At 44.9% G+C, this 18624-nt stretch carries 22 protein-coding genes; 17 read left to right on the top strand and 5 right to left on the bottom strand.

What is annotated here, in order from left to right; genetic code table 11:
* Positions 1-189: 189 nt before the first annotated feature.
* On the bottom strand, positions 190-576 hold the full coding sequence (locus ACED60_RS02635) for a tautomerase family protein (protein WP_009846092.1): 387 nt from the start codon (positions 574-576) through the stop codon (positions 190-192).
* Positions 577-886: 310 nt separating this feature from the next.
* On the opposite strand from ACED60_RS02635, the gene ACED60_RS02630 reads away from it, so the two are divergent.
* The 16 genes from ACED60_RS02630 to ACED60_RS02555 all read left to right on the top strand — a co-directional run bounded on the left by ACED60_RS02630 (position 887) and on the right by ACED60_RS02555 (position 13561).
* Positions 887-1507: an LON peptidase substrate-binding domain-containing protein gene (locus ACED60_RS02630; RefSeq protein ID WP_371726871.1), complete on the top strand. Its 621-nt coding sequence runs from the start codon at positions 887-889 to the stop codon at positions 1505-1507.
* 110 nt (positions 1508-1617) lie between these two features.
* Positions 1618-2265: a sigma-70 family RNA polymerase sigma factor gene (locus ACED60_RS02625; protein ID WP_009846090.1), complete on the top strand. Its 648-nt coding sequence runs from the start codon at positions 1618-1620 to the stop codon at positions 2263-2265.
* A complete protein-coding gene (locus tag ACED60_RS02620) occupies positions 2258-2947 on the top strand; it encodes a ChrR family anti-sigma-E factor (protein WP_009846089.1) in 690 nt (229 codons plus the stop codon). The genes ACED60_RS02625 and ACED60_RS02620 overlap by 8 nt, the downstream gene beginning before the upstream one ends.
* Before the next feature lie 144 nt (positions 2948-3091).
* On the top strand, positions 3092-4039 hold the full coding sequence (locus tag ACED60_RS02615; protein WP_017100712.1) for a DUF523 and DUF1722 domain-containing protein: 948 nt from the start codon (positions 3092-3094) through the stop codon (positions 4037-4039).
* The gene (gene phrB / locus ACED60_RS02610; protein WP_371726870.1) at positions 4036-5481 is read left to right on the top strand and encodes a deoxyribodipyrimidine photo-lyase; all 1446 of its coding nucleotides are present in this window, start codon (positions 4036-4038) and stop codon (positions 5479-5481) included. The genes ACED60_RS02615 and phrB overlap by 4 nt, the downstream gene beginning before the upstream one ends.
* Before the next feature lie 14 nt (positions 5482-5495).
* Positions 5496-5927 carry a nuclear transport factor 2 family protein gene (locus tag ACED60_RS02605; RefSeq protein ID WP_017085002.1) on the top strand — a complete coding sequence of 144 codons (432 nt, stop codon included), beginning with the start codon at positions 5496-5498 and terminating at the stop codon, positions 5925-5927.
* Complete coding sequence (locus tag ACED60_RS02600; RefSeq protein ID WP_371726869.1) at positions 5927-6658, top strand: SDR family NAD(P)-dependent oxidoreductase; 732 nt, start codon at positions 5927-5929, stop codon at positions 6656-6658. Before ACED60_RS02605 ends, ACED60_RS02600 begins: the two co-directional genes overlap by 1 nt.
* A gap of 2 nt (positions 6659-6660) precedes the next feature.
* On the top strand, positions 6661-7932 hold the full coding sequence (locus tag ACED60_RS02595) for an NAD(P)/FAD-dependent oxidoreductase (RefSeq protein ID WP_371726868.1): 1272 nt from the start codon (positions 6661-6663) through the stop codon (positions 7930-7932).
* Positions 7929-8744: a DUF1365 domain-containing protein gene (locus ACED60_RS02590; protein WP_102257687.1), complete on the top strand. Its 816-nt coding sequence runs from the start codon at positions 7929-7931 to the stop codon at positions 8742-8744. The genes ACED60_RS02595 and ACED60_RS02590 overlap by 4 nt, the downstream gene beginning before the upstream one ends.
* 100 nt (positions 8745-8844) lie before the next feature.
* Complete coding sequence (locus tag ACED60_RS02585) at positions 8845-10125, top strand: class I SAM-dependent methyltransferase (RefSeq protein WP_371726867.1); 1281 nt, start codon at positions 8845-8847, stop codon at positions 10123-10125.
* Entirely contained in the window at positions 10103-10624 is a 522-nt protein-coding gene (locus ACED60_RS02580; protein WP_102257689.1) for a DUF2878 domain-containing protein, read from the top strand. The genes ACED60_RS02585 and ACED60_RS02580 overlap by 23 nt, the downstream gene beginning before the upstream one ends.
* Positions 10625-10627: 3 nt before the next feature.
* On the top strand, positions 10628-11215 hold the full coding sequence (locus tag ACED60_RS02575; RefSeq protein ID WP_102257690.1) for a chalcone isomerase family protein: 588 nt from the start codon (positions 10628-10630) through the stop codon (positions 11213-11215).
* Entirely contained in the window at positions 11212-11751 is a 540-nt protein-coding gene (locus tag ACED60_RS02570; RefSeq protein WP_371726866.1) for a DUF3833 domain-containing protein, read from the top strand. The genes ACED60_RS02575 and ACED60_RS02570 overlap by 4 nt, the downstream gene beginning before the upstream one ends.
* A 312-nt stretch (positions 11752-12063) precedes the next feature.
* The gene (locus ACED60_RS02565) at positions 12064-12327 is read left to right on the top strand and encodes a hypothetical protein (protein WP_009846078.1); all 264 of its coding nucleotides are present in this window, start codon (positions 12064-12066) and stop codon (positions 12325-12327) included.
* A gap of 206 nt (positions 12328-12533) precedes the next feature.
* On the top strand, positions 12534-13208 hold the full coding sequence (locus tag ACED60_RS02560; RefSeq protein ID WP_009846077.1) for an SDR family NAD(P)-dependent oxidoreductase: 675 nt from the start codon (positions 12534-12536) through the stop codon (positions 13206-13208).
* Between the two features lie 113 nt (positions 13209-13321).
* Positions 13322-13561 carry an RNA-binding protein gene (locus tag ACED60_RS02555; protein ID WP_009846076.1) on the top strand — a complete coding sequence of 80 codons (240 nt, stop codon included), beginning with the start codon at positions 13322-13324 and terminating at the stop codon, positions 13559-13561.
* A 162-nt stretch (positions 13562-13723) separates the two neighbouring features.
* On the opposite strand, the gene ACED60_RS02550 is transcribed toward ACED60_RS02555, so the two are convergent.
* From ACED60_RS02550 to ACED60_RS02535, 4 genes are all read right to left on the bottom strand, one after another.
* Positions 13724-14068, bottom strand: a complete 345-nt coding sequence (locus tag ACED60_RS02550) for a ribosome recycling factor family protein (protein WP_371726865.1) — start codon at positions 14066-14068, stop codon at positions 13724-13726.
* A gap of 208 nt (positions 14069-14276) precedes the next feature.
* A complete protein-coding gene (locus ACED60_RS02545; protein WP_371726864.1) occupies positions 14277-15500 on the bottom strand; it encodes a MalY/PatB family protein in 1224 nt (407 codons plus the stop codon).
* Between the two features lie 122 nt (positions 15501-15622).
* On the bottom strand, positions 15623-16090 hold the full coding sequence (locus ACED60_RS02540) for an OsmC family protein (protein WP_009846073.1): 468 nt from the start codon (positions 16088-16090) through the stop codon (positions 15623-15625).
* A 56-nt stretch (positions 16091-16146) separates the two neighbouring features.
* Entirely contained in the window at positions 16147-16539 is a 393-nt protein-coding gene (locus ACED60_RS02535) for a GFA family protein (protein ID WP_135381908.1), read from the bottom strand.
* Positions 16540-16781: 242 nt separating this feature from the next.
* Between ACED60_RS02535 and nagE the strand changes: the two genes are divergently transcribed.
* A complete protein-coding gene (nagE, locus tag ACED60_RS02530) occupies positions 16782-18260 on the top strand; it encodes an N-acetylglucosamine-specific PTS transporter subunit IIBC (protein ID WP_371726863.1) in 1479 nt (492 codons plus the stop codon).
* Positions 18261-18624: the final 364 nt, after the last annotated feature.

Here is an 18624-nt window from a genome sequence, read left to right as displayed (position 1 = left end):
TGACATACAGCGGAAAACAAAGAAACTAGTCCCTTTAGGGCTTTGTCCATGAATCATTTACCTATAATTCATATGTCCAAACTCAGCCCATCTAACGGCTTTGGCATCAAACTCCAAAACCACGACTAGATAGGTTAGCTTAAGCCTTCTGTCTTACGTATTAGGAGTTAGGAGTTAGGAGCTTAAACCCTAGACCTTTACTTTATACTTAAGATCTTGGGCTTCATCGCCAGTCATTCCTCGAAAGCCCCAGCAATGCGATGGCTGCTCCTTGATGGTGATCTCGATATCAATGGGAGAGATAGACAGCTGCTTTTCTATTTCAGAAAATATCTTCTTAATCAGGCGCTTTTTGGTATTCACCGCTCGCCCTTCCATCATATTAATTTCTATGACGGTATAAGCTTCTGTTCGCCCTTCGGGATAAAAGAAATCATCTCTTTCTAATGGTACAAACCGATGCGCTCGTTTGTCATCAGGTAACCCCATCTCACTGTTCAAACATTGTTGTAAGACATTAGAAAGCTGTAACTTAATCGGATTTAAGCACTCTTTGATACCATAAATAACGATCATGACCATTCCTTTGATGTGATGTCAGGTAAAGAAGAACTAAGAGATAAACAACGTAAGATAAGCGTGTCACTTGTTATCTACCCATTGACTAATTCTTAACCCATATTACCTAATGCCGTAAGTTAAAAAAGGTTAAACCGATTAAATTGCGAATAAACGCGACAAAAAACCATGTCTCCCTCTCTCTAACTTCCTGTTCAATACATCACCCCACATTGATCGAACTTCAACGAGCACGCGTATACATCTCTGAATTACGTACGAATCAAATCCGTACAGACTCAATCATGTATGAACTAAGGAGTGCTATGTGCCGAATTCAGCTGAGAAGATCACACGGATAGAAACCGAATCAGAAACACCCGTAGAGACTTCTCAAGAGCTTGCGGTGTTTCCTCTCCCGTTATTCATTTTGCCAAGGGGCAGACAAAGACTGCGTATTTACGAGCCCAAGTATTTGAAAATGGTCGCTCAGGCTGCGCAAGGAGACGGCTTCATCATTGCGACTCAGGACGACACCAACTCCGAACGTCTGAGTTCTTGGGGGACAAAAGTGTCTATTGTCGATTTCAATATGTCCGATGATCAAATCTTGGAAATCGATGTTGAAGGCGAACAGTTGGTCCAGCTTCACTCGTCCTTCCGCGACACAGATGATTTAATAAAAAGTGATTTCCGCCCGTTGCCTCACTGGCCGCAACACAGCTATAAGGTGCCGAACGTGGTGACTGCATTTCTTGTCGAGTTGTTTCTAGAACACGATTCAATCAGAGCACTTTACCCCACTCCTGACTTTGAAAGTCCTCAATGGATCTGTGCTCGACTCCTCGAAATGATGCCTATCCCATTGGAAAAGAAAACCAAATTCACAGAACCCGCTAGTTTTCCGTCTTTAGTTCCCTTTTTGAATCAAATCATTACAGGGCAATAAGCACTTTTATTCACTATAATTTTGTATAGTAGAAATTAATTTAAAATAAAGTGATCCCTACTCTCACTCTCCACGTAGTGTCTATCAAATTCGCATGATGGTTGATTACTATGCAAGTGGAAAGCAGAAGAACAGGGAACGGCAAGGAGCATGTCATTATCCCCGACAACAAACTACCTACCGAAAGTAAGGTACCTACAGAGCTCTCAAGCTGGCTGATTTTGGTTGGTTCAGACAGAGATAAGCAGGCATTTACTTGCTTGTTTAAATTCTTTGCTCCCAAAATCAAGCGTTTTGGCATCAGTAAGTTGGGCGGTGAAGCCGCTGCCAACGAGCTAGTCCAAGACACGATGACCAACGTTTGGAAGAAAGCGCATCTCTACAACGAAGAGAAAGGCGCAGCAACCACTTGGGTTTATACCGTTATGCGGAACGCCGCCTTTGATATGTTAAGAAAGGTAAAAGCGAAAGCAGAGCAAACCATCGCTGACGACATTTGGCCAATTGACGCCATGGTAGCCGAATCACAAAGTGATCAGCTTCAGTTTGGCGATCATCTAATGAGCCGTCATGTAATGACTCAAATCGAAAAGTTGCCTCTCGCTCAAAAAACCATTGTGAAAGGTGTCTACTTCCAAGAGTTATCGCAAGAGCAGCTCGCCCAACAACTCGATGTCCCGCTTGGAACTGTTAAATCACGTCTAAGACTCGCACTCGCCAAACTAAAAGTTCACATGGGGGAACAAGACCATGATTAAACATCACCCAAATGCGGCAATCTTGAAAGATTTTGTCGATGGCAATCTAGCGGATTCGGTTTCTCTGATTGTTTCTAGCCATGTAGAGCTTTGTGAACACTGTCAAAAACAAGTAAGCATGTTGACGGCGCAAGCCGCTGACTCAGTCTTTGAAAGCGATACAGCAGGGCTAAAACGGTCTGACAGCGAAATGGATGCGTTCCTATCTGACGATGGGGAGTTCGATTTTGATGCTATTGACCAGATCACAGCTGATTTGTCTCAGGCTGTCGAAGTTGTTGTTGAAGCGCAACAAGAGACTGTGTCTAACACAACCTTCACGATTCCTCGCGCACTCAATTCAGTCGCAAGAAAAGACTGGTTGAACTTGGGCAAGATTTCTCGCGCACGACTTGATTTTGATGACGAATCACACCATACCAGCTTGCTGCATATAGATAAGGATGGACAGGTGCCTTGTCACACTCACAAAGGCTTCGAGATCACGCTTCTTTTAGAAGGCAGCTTCGAAGACGAAATGGGTGTCTACAACAAAGGCGATTTCATCTGGTTAGATGGAGAACACACCCACCAACCTGCGACTAAAGAAGGCTGTGTGTGTTTAACCGTTTCAAGTGATGCCTTGTATTTCACTAAAGGGGTGAGCCAACTGTTCAACCCACTGGGTAAATACATTTATTAGCTTCAAAAGATTTATCGGGTACGTCACAAGACTCATAGAGTTGGCTAGTAAGAAAAGTAAAAACCGAACTAAAGTAATGTTTAATAAGCAACAAAACACACAATATAAGAATAACAACGAGCAATGAGTGTAAGGAATTGACCAATGGATAAAAAAATAAAAATAGGCATTAGTGCATGTGTCGCCGGTCATAAAGTTCGGTTCGATACTGGCCATAAGCGTTCTCGTTTTTGCACAGACGATCTTGCAGACTACGTAGAGCTTGAGCCAGTTTGTCCAGAGATGGGGGTTGGACTTCCAACGCCTCGTCCTACGATCCGTCAAACAAGAATGTTAGACGACATTATTCATGTTTCTCGACCTGATGGTTCTGGCGATGTCACCGATGAACTGATCGAGTTTGGGCAAAACTATTCAAAGAACAATCAACACATCGCAGGGTTCATTGTGTGTCAGAAAAGCCCAACCTGTGGCATGGAGCGAGTAAAGGTTTACCACCACCACGGGCGTGGTTCTGAGTCGACAGGTGTTGGCTTGTTTACTCAACAGGTTATGCAAGGCAATCCCCTCCTTCCAGTAGAAGAGAATGGTCGCCTCAACGATCCAATTCTGCGTGAAAACTTTATGACTCGTGTTTTCACATATCAAAAGTGGCTCGATCTTGTCGATGAAGGCGTAACCAAACATAAGCTGATTCAATTTCACAGCGCTCACAAATATCTAGTGATGTGCCACCACATTGAAGGCTACAAGAGCCTAGGCAAACTTTTAGCGAGTAACGATTTAGAGATCGATGAGTTGGCTGAAAAGTACATCGAAGGTCTGATGACGGCGCTAACGCATCATGCAAATCGCGGCAGTCATGCTAATACTCTGCATCACTTGCAAGGTTACTTTAAGAAACAACTGAGTAGCGCTCACAAACAAGAGCTCACCAATCAGATTTCATCATTCAGAGAAGGGCTGGTTCCTCTGTTAGTTCCACTGACGCTGATTAATCACTATCTGATGGAATACCCAAACGAGTACCTAGAATCACAAGTTTATCTAAACCCGCACCCACAAGAACTTAAGCTGAGATACGGATATTGAGCGACATTCTATGGATAAGACGAGACCTGAGGATTCACGATAACCCAGCGCTCGTCTCTGCAGTTGAAAACGGCGTCTCTATCGCCGTTTTTATTTCAACCCCGCAGCAATGGCAACAACATCACCTGGCACCGATAAAAGCGGACTTCATTTATCGCCACCTGAAACAGTTCGAGTCACAACTCGCTGAATTCGGTATCACTCTGCTGCACCTCAAAGCCACAGACTTTAACGATCAAGCTATTCAACTCATCAACTTGTGCAAACAGGTCGATGCGACATGTGTGTATGCCAATTCAGAGCCGGAAGTGGATGAGCAGTTAAGAGACAAACACTTAATCGCAAGCGGCATCAAACTGAAAATAACCGACTGCGATACGATTCTGCCATTAGGTAGCGTACTGAATAAACAAGGTGAGATGTTCAAGGTTTTCACACCTTTCAAAAACGCATGGTTAAAAGAAGTGCAAGCGAAAGGTATCATTTGCAGCCCAGCACCTGTCACGCCCGCTAAGCTTCAACAAACACCGCTTCAACAAACTCAGCGTCCACAATCACAACTTTCTGACGACTCAAAAGCCTTAAGAATCTCCGCTGACTACGATTTTGACTTTCCGCGTACCGATTCGGAGCGTTGGCCACTAAGCCAAAACGTCCTTGAGAATGTGATTCCCAATTTTTTAGCCAATAAAGTTAATGACTATTCTCGCCTTAGAGATATTCCATCAGTAAAGGGGACATCGGGCTTATCTCCTTACTTGGCTATTGGTGCAGTCAGCCCTCGTTGGTTAGCGATTCAATTGATTCAACAACAGCCTGACTTGTTATTTGATACTCAGTTGCCAGCCTTTTCTTGGCTTAATGAATTGATTTGGCGAGATTTTTATAAGCATTTGATGTTCCACCATCCTAAACTGGTTAAAGGTGCGAACTTTCAGCAGAAATACAACGGCTTAGATTGGTATCACGACAACCCTAGTTTTAAAGCTTGGTGTGAGGGTAAGACAGGCTACCCATTAGTTGATGCAGCGATGCGTCAATTGGTTGAGACAGGCTGGATGCACAACAGGCTAAGAATGGTGGTGGCAAGCTTCCTAACCAAACACCTGCTGATTGACTGGCGCTGGGGCGAACGCTTCTTTATGTCGCACCTTATCGATGGTGATTTCAGCGCCAATAATGGCGGTTGGCAATGGGCTTCAAGTACTGGCTGTGATGCTCAACCCTACTTTCGAATTTTCAATCCGATCACCCAGAGCGAAAAGTTTGATCCGAAAGGAATTTTTATTCGTAAGTACATTCCAGAGCTGCAAAATATTCCTGACAAGCATGTGCATTTTCCACATGATTACATTGCAAAAAATGGAATTAACAGCGAATACTGGCAACCCATCGTTGAACACAAAGAAGCACGATTGAGAGCCTTAGCCTTTTTCAAATAATTAGAGTGAATATTATGGATAACTCTCTATGGCTTGATAACTTTCTCAACATGTATCGAGAACTCGGAACAGACAATTTCGACGTGCTAAAGACGGTTTATCACCCTGATATCGAATTCCAAGACCCACTGCATCATGTCAGTGGGATTGTCGCGTTAACGCATTACTTCGAGAACCTTTACACACAAGTCACTAGCTGTTACTTCCACATCGAACACACCTTTGAAGTGAAAGATGAAGCATCCGTTTATTGGACAATGCAATTCGCTCACAAACAACTCAATGGGCAAAAGCCGATTGAAGTTCAAGGGCACAGCCATATTAAAATGTTGGACAACCAAGTGGTTTATCATCGCGATTATCTGGATGTGGGTTCTATGCTGTACGAGCACATCCCAGTATTAGGTTGCGCGATCAAATCCATCAAAAAAAGAGCGAGCCGATAATGCGTATTATGATCACAGGCGCGACCTCAGGTATCGGCCAATCACTCGCTATAGATTATGCTCAACAAGGGCATCAGGTGATTGCTTGCGGCCGTAATCAAGACAAACTGCAAGCTTTAGTTGATTCTCACGAGACAGACTTATCGCACTCGTCAATTGACCCACTCTGTTTTGATTTGACCGATTACCACAATTTCCCTGCACTCGAACAAGATAAGCAGCTCGACCTACTGATCTTGAACGCGGGTGATTGTGAGTACATCAACGACCCCGTGAATTTTGATGCCGAGCTTTTCGAGCGCGTCATCAACATCAATCTAATTTCAATTGGCTACGCCCTTAAAGCCTGGTTAAAAAACATTAAGCCGGGCGGCCGTTTGGTTTTAGTAAGCTCCAGCGCCAGCTTTTTACCTTTGCCAAGAGCCGAGGCTTATGGCGCTTCAAAGGCAGCCCTCACCTACTTAGGCAGAACACTGTCGGTTGATCTGGCCGAGCACAATATTCATGTCTCAATTGTGCACCCAGGCTTTGTTGAAACGCCATTAACCGAGCGAAATACCTTCTCTATGCCTATGATTATTAGTAGTGAGGCCGCAACTCAGCGAATCGTAAATGGTATTGCTCAAGGAAAGAGTGAAATCGATTTCCCAAGACGATTCATCATGTTGATGAAGCTACTAAGAATGCTTCCAACTCCAGTTTGGCAAAAACTCGCTTCAAGGATGGTATAACAATGAAGAAAATCGCCATTATAGGTTCAGGCATCTCTGGACTGACTTGCGCACACATATTAGATAAGCACCACGACGTGACCGTATTCGAAAAGAACGATTATGTTGGGGGCCACACCGCTACCGTTGATATTGAACATCAAGGCTCGGCGTTTTCGATAGATACAGGTTTCATAGTATTCAACGATCGAACCTACCCGAATTTCAATCAGCTACTCGTACAACTCGGTGTTGAAAGGCAACCGACCGAAATGAGCTTCAGCGTACACAACACCACAACTAAATTCGAATACAACGGCCATAGCATCAATTCGTTATTCGCGCAGAGGAGTAACATCTTCAAACCTCAGTTCTGGTCTTTAGTGTCTGACATCCTCAAGTTCAACAAACTGTGTAAGGCTCAATTCGAAAGTAACGAGTTCACACCGGATGTTACCTTGGGCAACTTCCTACGTGAAAACCAGTTTTCCGACTTTTTCAGCCAGCATTACATCCTACCGATGGGCGCAGCAATTTGGTCGACAAGCTTAGAGGAAATGGAAGAATTTGAGCTTAAATTCTTCATTCAATTCTTCTACAACCACGGGCTACTCGACATCGCGAACCGTCCACAATGGTATGTAATTCCTAAAGGGTCGCGCTCTTACGTTGAAATCATCCTTTCACGCTTGAACAAATCCGTCGCTTTGAACACATCGATCAAACAAGTCACTCGCAATGAAGCGGGCGTCACGATTGAATTTGAAGATGGCGCTACACAAGACTTCGACGAAGTGATATTTGCTTGTCACTCAGACCAAGCGTTACGTTTACTCGGCGATGCGACAGAGCAAGAGCAACAGGTTCTAGGCGAGATCCCATACAGCCGTAATGAAGTGGTTCTACACACCGATACCCGATTGTTACCAGACAGAAAGCTTGCATGGGCAAGTTGGAACTACATGTTGGATGGCGATAGTAAACGACCTGCCTGTGTGACATACAACATGAACATTCTGCAAGGCATCGAAAGCCAGGACACCTTCTGCGTCACCTTGAATCAGAGCGAAGCCATCGACCCAGAAAAAATCATTCGCAGCTTTGTTTATCATCACCCGGTACTTAATTCGAACACGGTCGAAGCTCAGCACAAGCGTGAGCAGATTTGTGGCAAAAACCAGACGCACTTCGCCGGCGCATACTGGTACAACGGCTTCCATGAAGACGGTGTCCACAGTGCACTCGATGTGACTAAGCGCTTTGGCCTAGATTTGAGCACGAGTTCAGTACGATGAACACTCACACCATCATATCCGACATGGGGATAGCATCCGAAAAGAGTGAAGAGCTCAGCGGCATTTACTGGGGCAACGTACGCCACCGCCGCTTTGGCGATATTACTCATGAATTTAGCTACCAGTTGTACATGATGGGATTAGATCTCGATGAAATCCCTCAAACAACCACTCGCAGTCGCTTATTCGGTACTCAGTGGTACAACCCGATTCGCTTTGTCGAATCGGATTATCTCGCTGAAAAAAAAGAAAATGTCACGACTGATGAACCTAAACCACTCAAGCAACGTATAGCATCCAAAGTACAACATCTTGGTGGGGTTTGGTCTGAATCAAACCGTGTGACGATGCTGGCTCAGTGCCGTTGTTTAGGGATTTATTTCAGCCCAATCAACTGTTTTTTCTGTTACGACGAGACTGGTGATTGTCGCTACATGTTGGCCGAAGTGAGCAACACGCCTTGGCGAGAAAGACACTATTATCTCATCGACATGCACAAAGAGTTGAAAGTAAAAAAAGAGTTTCACGTTTCACCGTTCATGGATTTAGACATGAACTACTTGTGGAAAATAAAGCCACCAACGAAACGGACGTTAGTACACATCGAGAGTCATCGTAGCGACAAGATTTTTGATGCCACACTAGCACTCTCAAAGCAGTCGGTAACAAAAGCAAACATTAGGAAAACGGTACTGCGGATCCCAGCAATGACAATCAAGGTTGTAATGGGTATCTATTTTCAGGCTCTCAAATTATTTCTGAAAAAAGTACCGTTTGTGGCGCATCCAGACTCAGCGTCTAAAACGCCTTAAAGACGTCTAAATTGAAGGCTTGGGTTGGCCTAACGAGACCAGCAGTTCTAACCCTCAGCCAGTAAAACTAAATTTAAAACAATTTCTCAGCGAGGTTTCCATGGAACAGCTTGCAAAACAAAACAACAACGTAGAACAACAAGCTAAAGCCGTTGCTGTTTCAAGCAACTGCAAATATCGAGCTCTAATTTTCAAGGTTCTAGAACGTCTGCAATTCGCAAAACTCGAAGTAATAGAACGAGACAAGCATTCGGTGTTCGGAAACAGAGAAGCGACCTTAAGCGCTCAAATCGTTATCCATGATGCGAGCTTTTATCGAGATGTAGTAATGAGCGGCAGTATTGGTGCATCTGAGGCCTACATTGATGGAAAATGGACCAGCCCAGATCTCACCAAAGTCATTCAAATCATGGCTCGAAATCAAGCACAGTTAGACGAGCTTGATGACAAGACGCAATGGATTTCACGAATCAAAAATCTACTGCTACGCCGTAAGAACGCCAACACAGAGCAAGGCTCTAAACGTAACATTCTCGCCCACTACGACATCGGTAACGAGCTATATGAGCGCTTCCTAGACAGCTCAATGCAATACTCTTCTGCTATCTACAGCGAAGATGCGTTAACTCTGTCGAAAGCACAACAGAACAAAATGAAAACCATCTGTGAGCGTTTAGAGCTGTCTGAATCAGATAACGTGGTTGAGATAGGCACTGGCTGGGGCGGATTAGCGATATTTATGGCTCAGCACTACGGCTGTCACGTTACGACCACTACCATTTCAGATGCTCAGCACGAGCTGGCAGAACAGCGAGTCAAAGCACTCGGCTTAACCGACAAAATCACCCTACTGAAAGAGGATTATCGCAACCTCTCTGGTGAGTATGACAAGTTGGTGTCTATCGAGATGATAGAAGCGGTCGGACATGAATATCTGCAAACCTTCTTTGAAAAGTGCTCTTCTCTGTTGAAGCCTTCAGGAAAAATGCTGATTCAAGCGATTACCATTGCCGACAGTCGTTATGATAAATACCGTAAAGGCGTCGACTTTATTCAGAAGTACATCTTCCCCGGTGGTTGCCTACCTTCGGTTGCCGTGATGACCCAGCACCTAGCGACCAGTACAGACCTTGTCGTCCAAGAAATTGATGACATTGGCCTTCACTACGCTCGAACACTCAACGACTGGAACGTCGCCTTTGAAAACAGCTGGGAAGAGCTCGAGTCATTAGGCTATTCAGAAGAGTTTAAACGCCTTTGGGTTTTCTACTTCTGTTACTGCGAAGGGGCATTCCTAGAGCGCGTGATCAGTACTCATCACCTTGTCGCAAGAAAACCTCGTTACTTTGGAGCAAAAGATGAAACGGTTTTGGATTATTAATCTCGTTCTGTTTCAAGCGACCTGGGTTTGCAGCGCCTTCTTTACCGCGCAAGCCCCGTTCGTCACGCCATTGATCGTGGTGGTTCACTTCCTTCTCTCTCCAACTCGCAGTAGCGACTTGAAAATACTCGTCTTATTACCATTGGGGCTATTGCTTGATAGCCTCATGCTCCACTTCGGTATTTTTGCCGTCGACTCTGAAATTGCTAATCAATCTTGGTTTCCAGTTTGGCTCATTTGCCTGTGGATCATGTTCTTAATCAGTTTCAATCACAGCCTGAATTGGCTTTTAAAATGCTCAAAAGTGATCTTGTTTGTCATAGGGTTCGTAGCAGGTACTAGTAGTTATTGGGGAGGCATCAAAGCAGGCGCCCTTCTTACTACTTGGCCAGATGCATCGGTGCTAGCTGCCCTTGCATTAAGTTGGGGGATTTTGTTGCCCTTACTGGTGGCCGCTTACTCCAACTTAGTACAACCCAAAATGGCAACAACGAGGTGACTTATGGCTTTTCCACGCAACCCTACGCAAGCGCTCAATTCTAAGAGCGATAATAGTCGCGTTCGCACACAAGCAAGCGAGCAATCAAGAAATCGACTATTTAGCTTAGTCACCTTAACCCTCATTTGCGCGGCACTGCTATTCGCAGGAAGCGCTAAAGCTTCCGCTGTAGATAATCTAAGCAAACGCGGCCAAGGTGAGATGAGCTACCTGTTTTGGACACTCTACTCAGCTGAATTCTACGCGACCCCAACCAATTCTGAACGCGCGTTAAAGCTTGAATATTACCGTGCGATTGACAGCAAAGACCTCGTTGATGCTACCCAAGATCAATGGAGCAAACTTGGTTACTCCAACAACAATATCCAACGTTGGTTGAAGCCTCTATACGAGATGTGGCCCAACGTAGAAGCAGGAAGCACACTCACTATCCGCGTAACCGAAGACAACGTGAGTCGTTTTTACTTCGATGAGCAGCCTATCGGTATCATTCAAGACAAGCAGTTTGGTGACGCTTTCCTAGCCATTTGGTTATCTGAAAACACCTCTGAGCCCGGTCTACGCAAACAACTATTAGGTTTGAACAAATGAATCCAAAAACAACAATAAAATTTGCTTTGGCACTGTTTTCACTCACTTGGCTAACAGGTTGTGGCTCTGCAAGTTTAGAGAATCACGCAGACACCACTCCAGAGCTCAAGCTGGAAACCTTCTTTGACGGTGAATTGATGGCCTACGGCATCGTGCTTGACCGTTCTGGTAACTTACTGCGCCGCTTTGATGCCAAGCTCATCGCTACTTGGGACGGAGACAACGGAGAAATCAAAGAGTGGTTCTCCTTTGCTGATGGTGAGCGTTCAACTCGCGTTTGGAACCTCATCAAAACCGGTGACAACACCTACACAGGCACTGCCAACGATGTCGTTGGCACGGCATATGGAGAGACCCAAGGTTCAGCGCTTTATTGGAAATATGATTTAGAAATCGAAGTAGACGGTAGCACCTATGAAGTGGTGCTTGATGATTGGATGTTCTTAATGGACGACAAACGCCTGTTCAACAAAACTGAGATGTCTAAGTTCGGCTTTAAAGTCGGTGAAGTGATTTTGTATATCGAGAAACTTTAAAAAACGTCGTTTCTGATTCTCAGATCCATCAGCGATAACCTCGACCCCAAAAGACAATCTCAGCCCGACATATAATCTCAGCCCGCAATGCAATCTCAACCCACAACAGAAAATTGTGGGTTGTTCTGTTTAATCCCTCGAATAGCATACCTGTATGCTCAAGCCTTTGTGCTAAGATGCGCCACCAGCATACAAATGGGCTAAACTCAGTTGAGCGAACGTGGTACACAGTTCCACCAATTATGAGCACTTCCCCATTGGTTTCGCTAAGCGTAGATTCCCTACCATGAATAATTGAAAAGGCTTTAAAGCATGAGCAAGTTGACCTCAGCGGAGCGTAAAGCTCGCGACAATGAACGTTTCTCACAACGTGTAAACGACCGCAGAGAAAAAGGCGAAGACGTAGTTGCTTACGCACTGACCAACAAAAAAGCTGTAAAATTCCTGACTAAGTCAGAGAAAAAACGTTTCAACGAAACAAGAGCAACTCTTCAAGAAGAGAAGCGAGCAAAAGAACAAGAAGAGCTTAACCGAATCGAAGACGCGTTCACGACTAAACAGTTCGACGACGAGTAATCTGATTTTCAAAAGCGCTGGCCCTATGCCGGCGTTTTTACTTTTTAGTACTCCTTCTTTTTTCCTTCCTGGCTTACATTACTTTCTCAAACCTCAACTCTATCGAGCAATCTTAGTCATGAGCCTCAGCATCTTGGTCTTAGATCTCAGAAAACACGCTTTCAAAGCCTTACTATCTCGATTCCATTCAACAATTCCGAGTCCCCATGATTTTAATCACCGGATCAAGCAGCGGTTTAGGCGCAGCTTTAGCTAAGCAATATACGAACACATCAAACAGCCATCAGCGCTTAATGATCACTGGTCGCAGCTCACAGCGTTTAGCTGAATTAGCGAAAAGCCTGCCAGCAGATACCGTTAGCCAAACCTGTGATCTATGTGACCCGAACTCCGTGAGCGAACTGCTTGATGCATTGCCAGAAACACCAAAACTGGTGGTTCACAGCGCTGGCAGTGGATACTTCGGTAAGATAGAACAGCAAGATCCAGCGGCGATCAGCGACATGCTAAAAAACAATATCGAATCGTCGATATTTCTGATTCGTGAGCTGGTTCAGCGTTACAAAGATCAACCCGTCACCATTGCGGTCGTGATGTCGACCGCAGCTCAAGGCGCTAAAGCAGAAGAGTCCACCTACTGCGCAGCAAAATGGGCAGTAAAAGGCTTTATCGAATCGGTAAGGTTGGAGCTCAAAGGTCACCCGATGAAAATCGTTGCGGTTTATCCCGGCGGAATGGCGACAGAGTTTTGGGGAACCAGTGGCAAAGCGATGGATACTTCAAGCTTTATGACAGCTCAAGAAGCCGCTCAAATGCTGCAACAGGCGTTAACCAGCACTGAGCATGGATTTGTATCAGATATCACGATAAACCGCGGTTAACGGCTAATGAGAGCGTCGAACAGGTAAACAGAGCTATTCGAGCTAATTATTTGTGAGGGTGAGCATGAAAGTGTGCGACAATGCTCGGCGTAAATTCATATTCAAGGTTTATTATGAAACTTCTAGTTCGTAACCTATCGCGCTCTACTGCTGAGCAAGACATCCGTGTTCTATTTTCTGAGTTCGGCTCAGTAAAAGAGTGCAGCCTAGTTTTAGACCAAAACACTGGCGAATCTAAAGGCTTTGCATTTGTTGAAATGCCAGAGCACGAAGAAGCGAAAGCGGCACTAAACAAGCTGAACATGTCAAAGCTTGGCAGCAACACGATTCGTGTAAAAGTCGCTAACTCTTAATCGAGTAAACGCTTTATAAGCCACATGGCTTAGCTTAAGCAGCACAAGCACAGATGATAAAGCCCGTAACGATATTGCGCTGAAAAACGTAATATCGTTACGGGCTTTTTGCTGCTCGCGATTCTCTTTTCACAACACGACCGATTCACTTATCGTTTGCGCTTACAACCCTTCATGCTCATCAATAGCACGCCTTGCTTCTACCAATGAACATCCTGATTCCATCACTAACTGCGCGACCGTCATCGAGGGCGTAGCGGCTAACAACGATGCCAAACACACCACAGGCTTAGGCAGCACTTTGTCTATTGCAGTTGCTATCCAATCGTCTTTTTCATGAGTTAACATGGTTTTAAATTCAATGAGTTGATGATCTTGAGCCACCAACAGCCAGTTGCGTGAACGTCGAACTCGCTTCAACTGGCATCCACACTCAGTCGCATTCGCCATCACTTGGCTTTTATCACTCACACGATGTACAAAACTATTCAGTGGGACGCTAAACATAACTCTCTGCCAACCAATCTCTACCAATCATTCAAGTGCTCTCGAACTACCACTCAACACTTCAATTTCATCTCAATAAAATCATGCTTAGGATTACACAGACACAAAAAAACCGCCAGTCATGCGCTAAGCAGCCTCGCGGTTTTTCGTTCTATAGAGCCTAATGTTCAGTATCAGCGGCTAAGCATTTTCAATTCAACATGGATAATCAGCAGCAACTTTTTGAATCGCCTTTATCGCAGCAGTTTGAACTCTCCTGGCTTCCTCGCTCAAAACCCTCAATCGCATCAGCCAACGCAGTAAATGATTGCTCAATATTGTCACGCGAGGTGGCGATGTTCATTCGCATAAAATGATAACTCTCAGCGCCAAACCAGCCACCCGGTGTTAATCCCATTTTAGCTTGTTCAAACACCACGTTCTTTAAATCTTCTTCCGAGAAACCTAACTCAGAAAAATCAAACCACACTTGGTAAGTGCCTTGCGGTTGGAAGACTTTTAACTGAGGAATTCGCTGCTCTGCAAATTCGGAAATCCACTTAACTGTGTCTTGCAGATACGCCAACATACCATCCAACCACTCTTCACCCTTTTCGAAGGCAGCAATCGTCGTCAAGGCATTACCATGGTCAAGATACATCGCCGCGACATTGGTTTTGAACGCTTCAAATAGCTCATTGTTGTTGGTGTACACATAGCCGTTTGAGATGCTGTGCATGCCGAAGGTTTTCGCCGGAGAGCCAATCAAGGTGATGACCTTGTCGTAATCAAAGCTGGTCAAGCTCGTGAAAGCGTGACCTTCAAAGATAATGTCTGAGTGGATTTCATCGCTGATGATCAGCACATCGTGGCGCTTGGCGATCTCGATGACTTGTTCAATTTCTTGAGGTGTCCACACTCGCCCAGTCGGATTATGCGGATTGCAGAAAATCATCGTCTTCACTTGCTGTTCGATGATCTGTTGCTCCATACCAGAAAAATCAATCTGATAACTCTGTCTGTCATTAATCAACGGGCTATTCACGACCTGACGACCTGCTTTATTCACCAAATTAGCGAACTGATGGTAAGCCGGCGTATGAATAAGTACACCATCACCCTCATTAGTAAACTGGCGCAGTAACAACGCGATGCCTGGTAACACTCCCGGAACCTGAACGAATTTGTCTGAAGACAGATTTAAACCATGACGCTTTGAATACCATAGAGATAGCGCCTCAAACACCGCCTGTTCATGAAATTCATACGAATACACACCACGCTCAACCAAGCGATTAAGCTCTTGAGTGATCGGTTCCGCTACCTTAAAGTCCATATCGGCAACCCAATATGGGAATACATCGGTGGTGTTGTAAATGCTCTCTAGCATCTCTGGTTTGCTTTTGATAAACGCATGTTCACCGTAATTCGATGCACTGTTAAACGCTGTCATGGAGGGTTCCTCAAATAGTGTGTTTGGTTCTTTTGCAATCAACTGGATTGCCTGAATACCCTTAAGACGATGACAAGGCTCAAAAGACGAAGCTTCCAGAGAAATCTTGTGACTAATTTAAATTAATCTCGCATCTCGACCACAATTTCAGTCTTGACCGAGTTCGCGATAAAGCAGTTTTTGTGCGCTAAATGATGCAGTTTGTCGAGCTGTTTGGCAGTTGGCTTCTTAGTGCCTAAGAACACAATATCAGGTCGCAGAGTCACCTTAGTGATAGACGAGCGGCCAGATTCATCTTCTTCCAGCACACCAATCGCATCATCCACATAAGAGTCGATCACGTACTTCTGCTTTGCAGCAATGCCCAAAAACGTCAGCATATGGCAGCTAGAAAGTGCCGCGATAAACGCTTCTTCTGGGTCGACATTCGCTTCCACCGAAAACGGCAGTGGCACAACATGAGGAGAAGATGAAGCTGGCACAGTGATACCACCATCGAACTCCCACGTATGACCGCGACTGTATTGGTTGTCACTAAAGGCTTCATCGTCACCACGAGCCCAACGAATCACCGCACTATATTCAGACATAATCCCTTCCTCTATCCATTAGTTATCAAATAATTGGTTCTCAAACGACGAGTTATTTAGCGATCAGCAGGGTGATTGACACCATCATTAGTCACCACATCGCCAATATCAAAAGGGTTTACTCCTTCCAAACAACCGATGTTAAATCCATATTCATTTGGGCTAGAACGGCGTTGGTGATGAGTATAGATACCGCAGTTTGAGCAGAAGTAATGCTTCGCGGTGTTGGTATTGAATTGATAAAGCTTGAGATGCTCAGCACCTTTGAGGATCTTGATACCATCCAGCGCCACAGAGCCTACAATCGCCCCTCTACGACGGCAGATAGAACAATCACAACGGCGTGGTTTTTCTATCCCGTTAGGTAAGCTGAGCTCTAATTCAACCGCACCACAATGGCAGGCTGCCTTGTGAAAAGGTTTGATAACCGTATCTCCGACCTGTTTCATTTTTATCTCTCCAATCACGTCCATGTGGTCAAGCTATCTTAACGAGAACTGTTTACGTTGTCCGTAAGGAAGCTTTGAATTTAGCATTTTTAGAACAATCAACTTATCCATAAAACCTTCAATAGTTCTCAGTTTTACAACGACATCGCCCTACATTAATAATCGTTAATCTAAGCACAACCGATCCTTAATCCTTATGCAAGTAAGCTCTCCCTATCAATAAAAATAGAGAGAGAAAAAACGTGAACATACTTGGATACTTACAAAAAATCGGCAAAGCACTGATGGTGCCGATCGCCGTACTGCCTGCTGGTGGTTTGATGCTAGGGCTAGGTTATGCCCTTGACCCATCAGGTTGGGGAGCTAACAGCGCCTTAGCAACCATACTCGTATACGGTGGTAAAGGAATCATGGATAACCAAGCGTGGTTATTCGCAGTTGGTGTCGCTTATGGTTTAGCGAAAGACAATAACGGCGCTGCCGCTCTCTCTGGCCTATTAGGTCTGCTCATCGTGGAAATGATCGTGGGTAACGTGAATGTTATCTCACAAATCACCGGTGTCCCTGTTGACCAAATGGGCGCATCTGAACTTATCGCCTCCAATGCAGCGGTGAGTGCATTCACCGGCATCATGATAGGTATTGTCGCCGCCACTCTATATAACCGATTCCACACCATAAAACTGCCTGCGGCTCTCGGGTTCTTTGGTGGCAAGCGTTTCGTTCCAATCATCACTTCTCTGGCCGCGATTAGTATTAGCTTAGTCATGGTTTATGTGTGGCCTGTCGTCTACGGAGCACTGGTTGAGTTCGGCATCTCTATTTCTGAGATGGGTGCGACAGGCGCTGGCCTCTATGGTTTCTTTAACCGCTTACTTATTCCTGTTGGCTTGCATCACGCACTTAACCAAGTTTTCCTATTCGATTTAGTGGGCATCAATGACATTTCTAAATTCTGGTCGGGTACTGGCGAACTCGGTGTAACGGGGATTTATCAAGGTGGCTTCTTCCCTGTTATGGGCTATGGCTTGCCGGCGGCATGTTTAGCGATGTACCACTGTGCAAAACCAGAAAACAAAAAGAAAGTCGGCGGTATTCTAGGTGCTTCAGCGCTAACCGCTATCTTAACCGGCGTAACAGAACCGATTGAGTTTGCCTTCATGTTTGTAGCACCTGTGCTTTATGTTATTCACGCGCTTCTTGCCGCTATGTCGCTATACATTGCTGCCAGCATGCAGTGGATCGCTGGCTTTACCTTCAGTGGCGGGTTAATTGACTTCGTGTTGTCTTACAATCTTCCACTCGCAGTCAAACCTTACATGTTGATACTTCAAGGTCTGTTCTTTGCGACGATTTACTACTCAATATTCCGCTTCGCCATCCTAAAGTTCGATTTAAAAACACCGGGACGTGAAGATGTAGACGTAGCAGAAGTAAACCAAGTTTCATCGAATGAGAAAGCGGCGCAATACTTAAAAGCGCTAGGGGGGCATGCCAACCTAACCAGTATTGATTCATGCATCACAAGACTGCGTTTAACACTTAAAGACATCAGTATTGTTGATGAAGCGACACTGAAAGCGATTGGCGCAATGGGCGTGGTAAAGATTGGGGCTAACAACCTTCAGGTTATTATTGGCACAGAGGCAGAGGAGATCGCTCATGCGATGACTCAAATCCCTAAAAGCCAAGATCTAACCTCGGTTCCACTTCCGAGTTAACCTCAACGTCGCTAAACCACAGCACACGTTGCTATGCACATTAAAACACTCAGGCCAAAGCGATTCGCTTTGGCCTTTTTTGCACTCTCAGCGTAAAGATATTATGGGAAAGAAACAGACAGGGTCTTAACAATGTGTAAGCACGAACAACCGCTTTTAAGGCGTTGATTAATCGCTAATTCAAAGACCATTTCGGAGTGATGACATGCCTTACGACAGCGGTATTATGTGCTTGCACGGTCACGGTTTAGTACTTAAACAATAGAACAGCTTTATGTCATAGACATAGCACCCAACTGGCAATAAGCAACAATCTTGATATGTTGAGCGGATGAATTCGTGCCCGCGCGATATTAAAATGTTA

It is taken from the genome of Vibrio sp. 1F279, assembly GCF_041439815.1.
Taxonomy (GTDB): Bacteria; Pseudomonadota; Gammaproteobacteria; order Enterobacterales; family Vibrionaceae; genus Vibrio; species Vibrio tasmaniensis_A.
Note: the sequence above shows the minus strand (reverse complement) of the source record. Positions and strands in the feature narration are given on the sequence as shown.

Coding starts and splice junctions, on each gene's coding strand:
- ACED60_RS02575 (WP_102257690.1), top strand. CDS start 10,628: ATGGCTTTTCCACGCAACCCTACGCAAGCGCTCAATTCTAAGAGCGAT.
- ACED60_RS02620 (WP_009846089.1), top strand. CDS start 2,258: ATGATTAAACATCACCCAAATGCGGCAATCTTGAAAGATTTTGTCGAT.
- ACED60_RS02580 (WP_102257689.1), top strand. CDS start 10,103: ATGAAACGGTTTTGGATTATTAATCTCGTTCTGTTTCAAGCGACCTGG.
- ACED60_RS02560 (WP_009846077.1), top strand. CDS start 12,534: ATGATTTTAATCACCGGATCAAGCAGCGGTTTAGGCGCAGCTTTAGCT.
- ACED60_RS02595 (WP_371726868.1), top strand. CDS start 6,661: ATGAAGAAAATCGCCATTATAGGTTCAGGCATCTCTGGACTGACTTGC.
- ACED60_RS02585 (WP_371726867.1), top strand. CDS start 8,845: ATGGAACAGCTTGCAAAACAAAACAACAACGTAGAACAACAAGCTAAA.
- ACED60_RS02550 (WP_371726865.1), bottom strand. CDS start 14,068: ATGTTTAGCGTCCCACTGAATAGTTTTGTACATCGTGTGAGTGATAAA.
- ACED60_RS02565 (WP_009846078.1), top strand. CDS start 12,064: ATGAGCAAGTTGACCTCAGCGGAGCGTAAAGCTCGCGACAATGAACGT.
- ACED60_RS02615 (WP_017100712.1), top strand. CDS start 3,092: ATGGATAAAAAAATAAAAATAGGCATTAGTGCATGTGTCGCCGGTCAT.
- ACED60_RS02555 (WP_009846076.1), top strand. CDS start 13,322: ATGAAACTTCTAGTTCGTAACCTATCGCGCTCTACTGCTGAGCAAGAC.
- ACED60_RS02600 (WP_371726869.1), top strand. CDS start 5,927: ATGCGTATTATGATCACAGGCGCGACCTCAGGTATCGGCCAATCACTC.
- ACED60_RS02590 (WP_102257687.1), top strand. CDS start 7,929: ATGAACACTCACACCATCATATCCGACATGGGGATAGCATCCGAAAAG.
- ACED60_RS02635 (WP_009846092.1), bottom strand. CDS start 576: ATGATCGTTATTTATGGTATCAAAGAGTGCTTAAATCCGATTAAGTTA.
- ACED60_RS02545 (WP_371726864.1), bottom strand. CDS start 15,500: ATGACAGCGTTTAACAGTGCATCGAATTACGGTGAACATGCGTTTATC.
- ACED60_RS02605 (WP_017085002.1), top strand. CDS start 5,496: ATGGATAACTCTCTATGGCTTGATAACTTTCTCAACATGTATCGAGAA.
- ACED60_RS02540 (WP_009846073.1), bottom strand. CDS start 16,090: ATGTCTGAATATAGTGCGGTGATTCGTTGGGCTCGTGGTGACGATGAA.
- ACED60_RS02570 (WP_371726866.1), top strand. CDS start 11,212: ATGAATCCAAAAACAACAATAAAATTTGCTTTGGCACTGTTTTCACTC.
- ACED60_RS02625 (WP_009846090.1), top strand. CDS start 1,618: ATGCAAGTGGAAAGCAGAAGAACAGGGAACGGCAAGGAGCATGTCATT.
- ACED60_RS02535 (WP_135381908.1), bottom strand. CDS start 16,539: ATGAAACAGGTCGGAGATACGGTTATCAAACCTTTTCACAAGGCAGCC.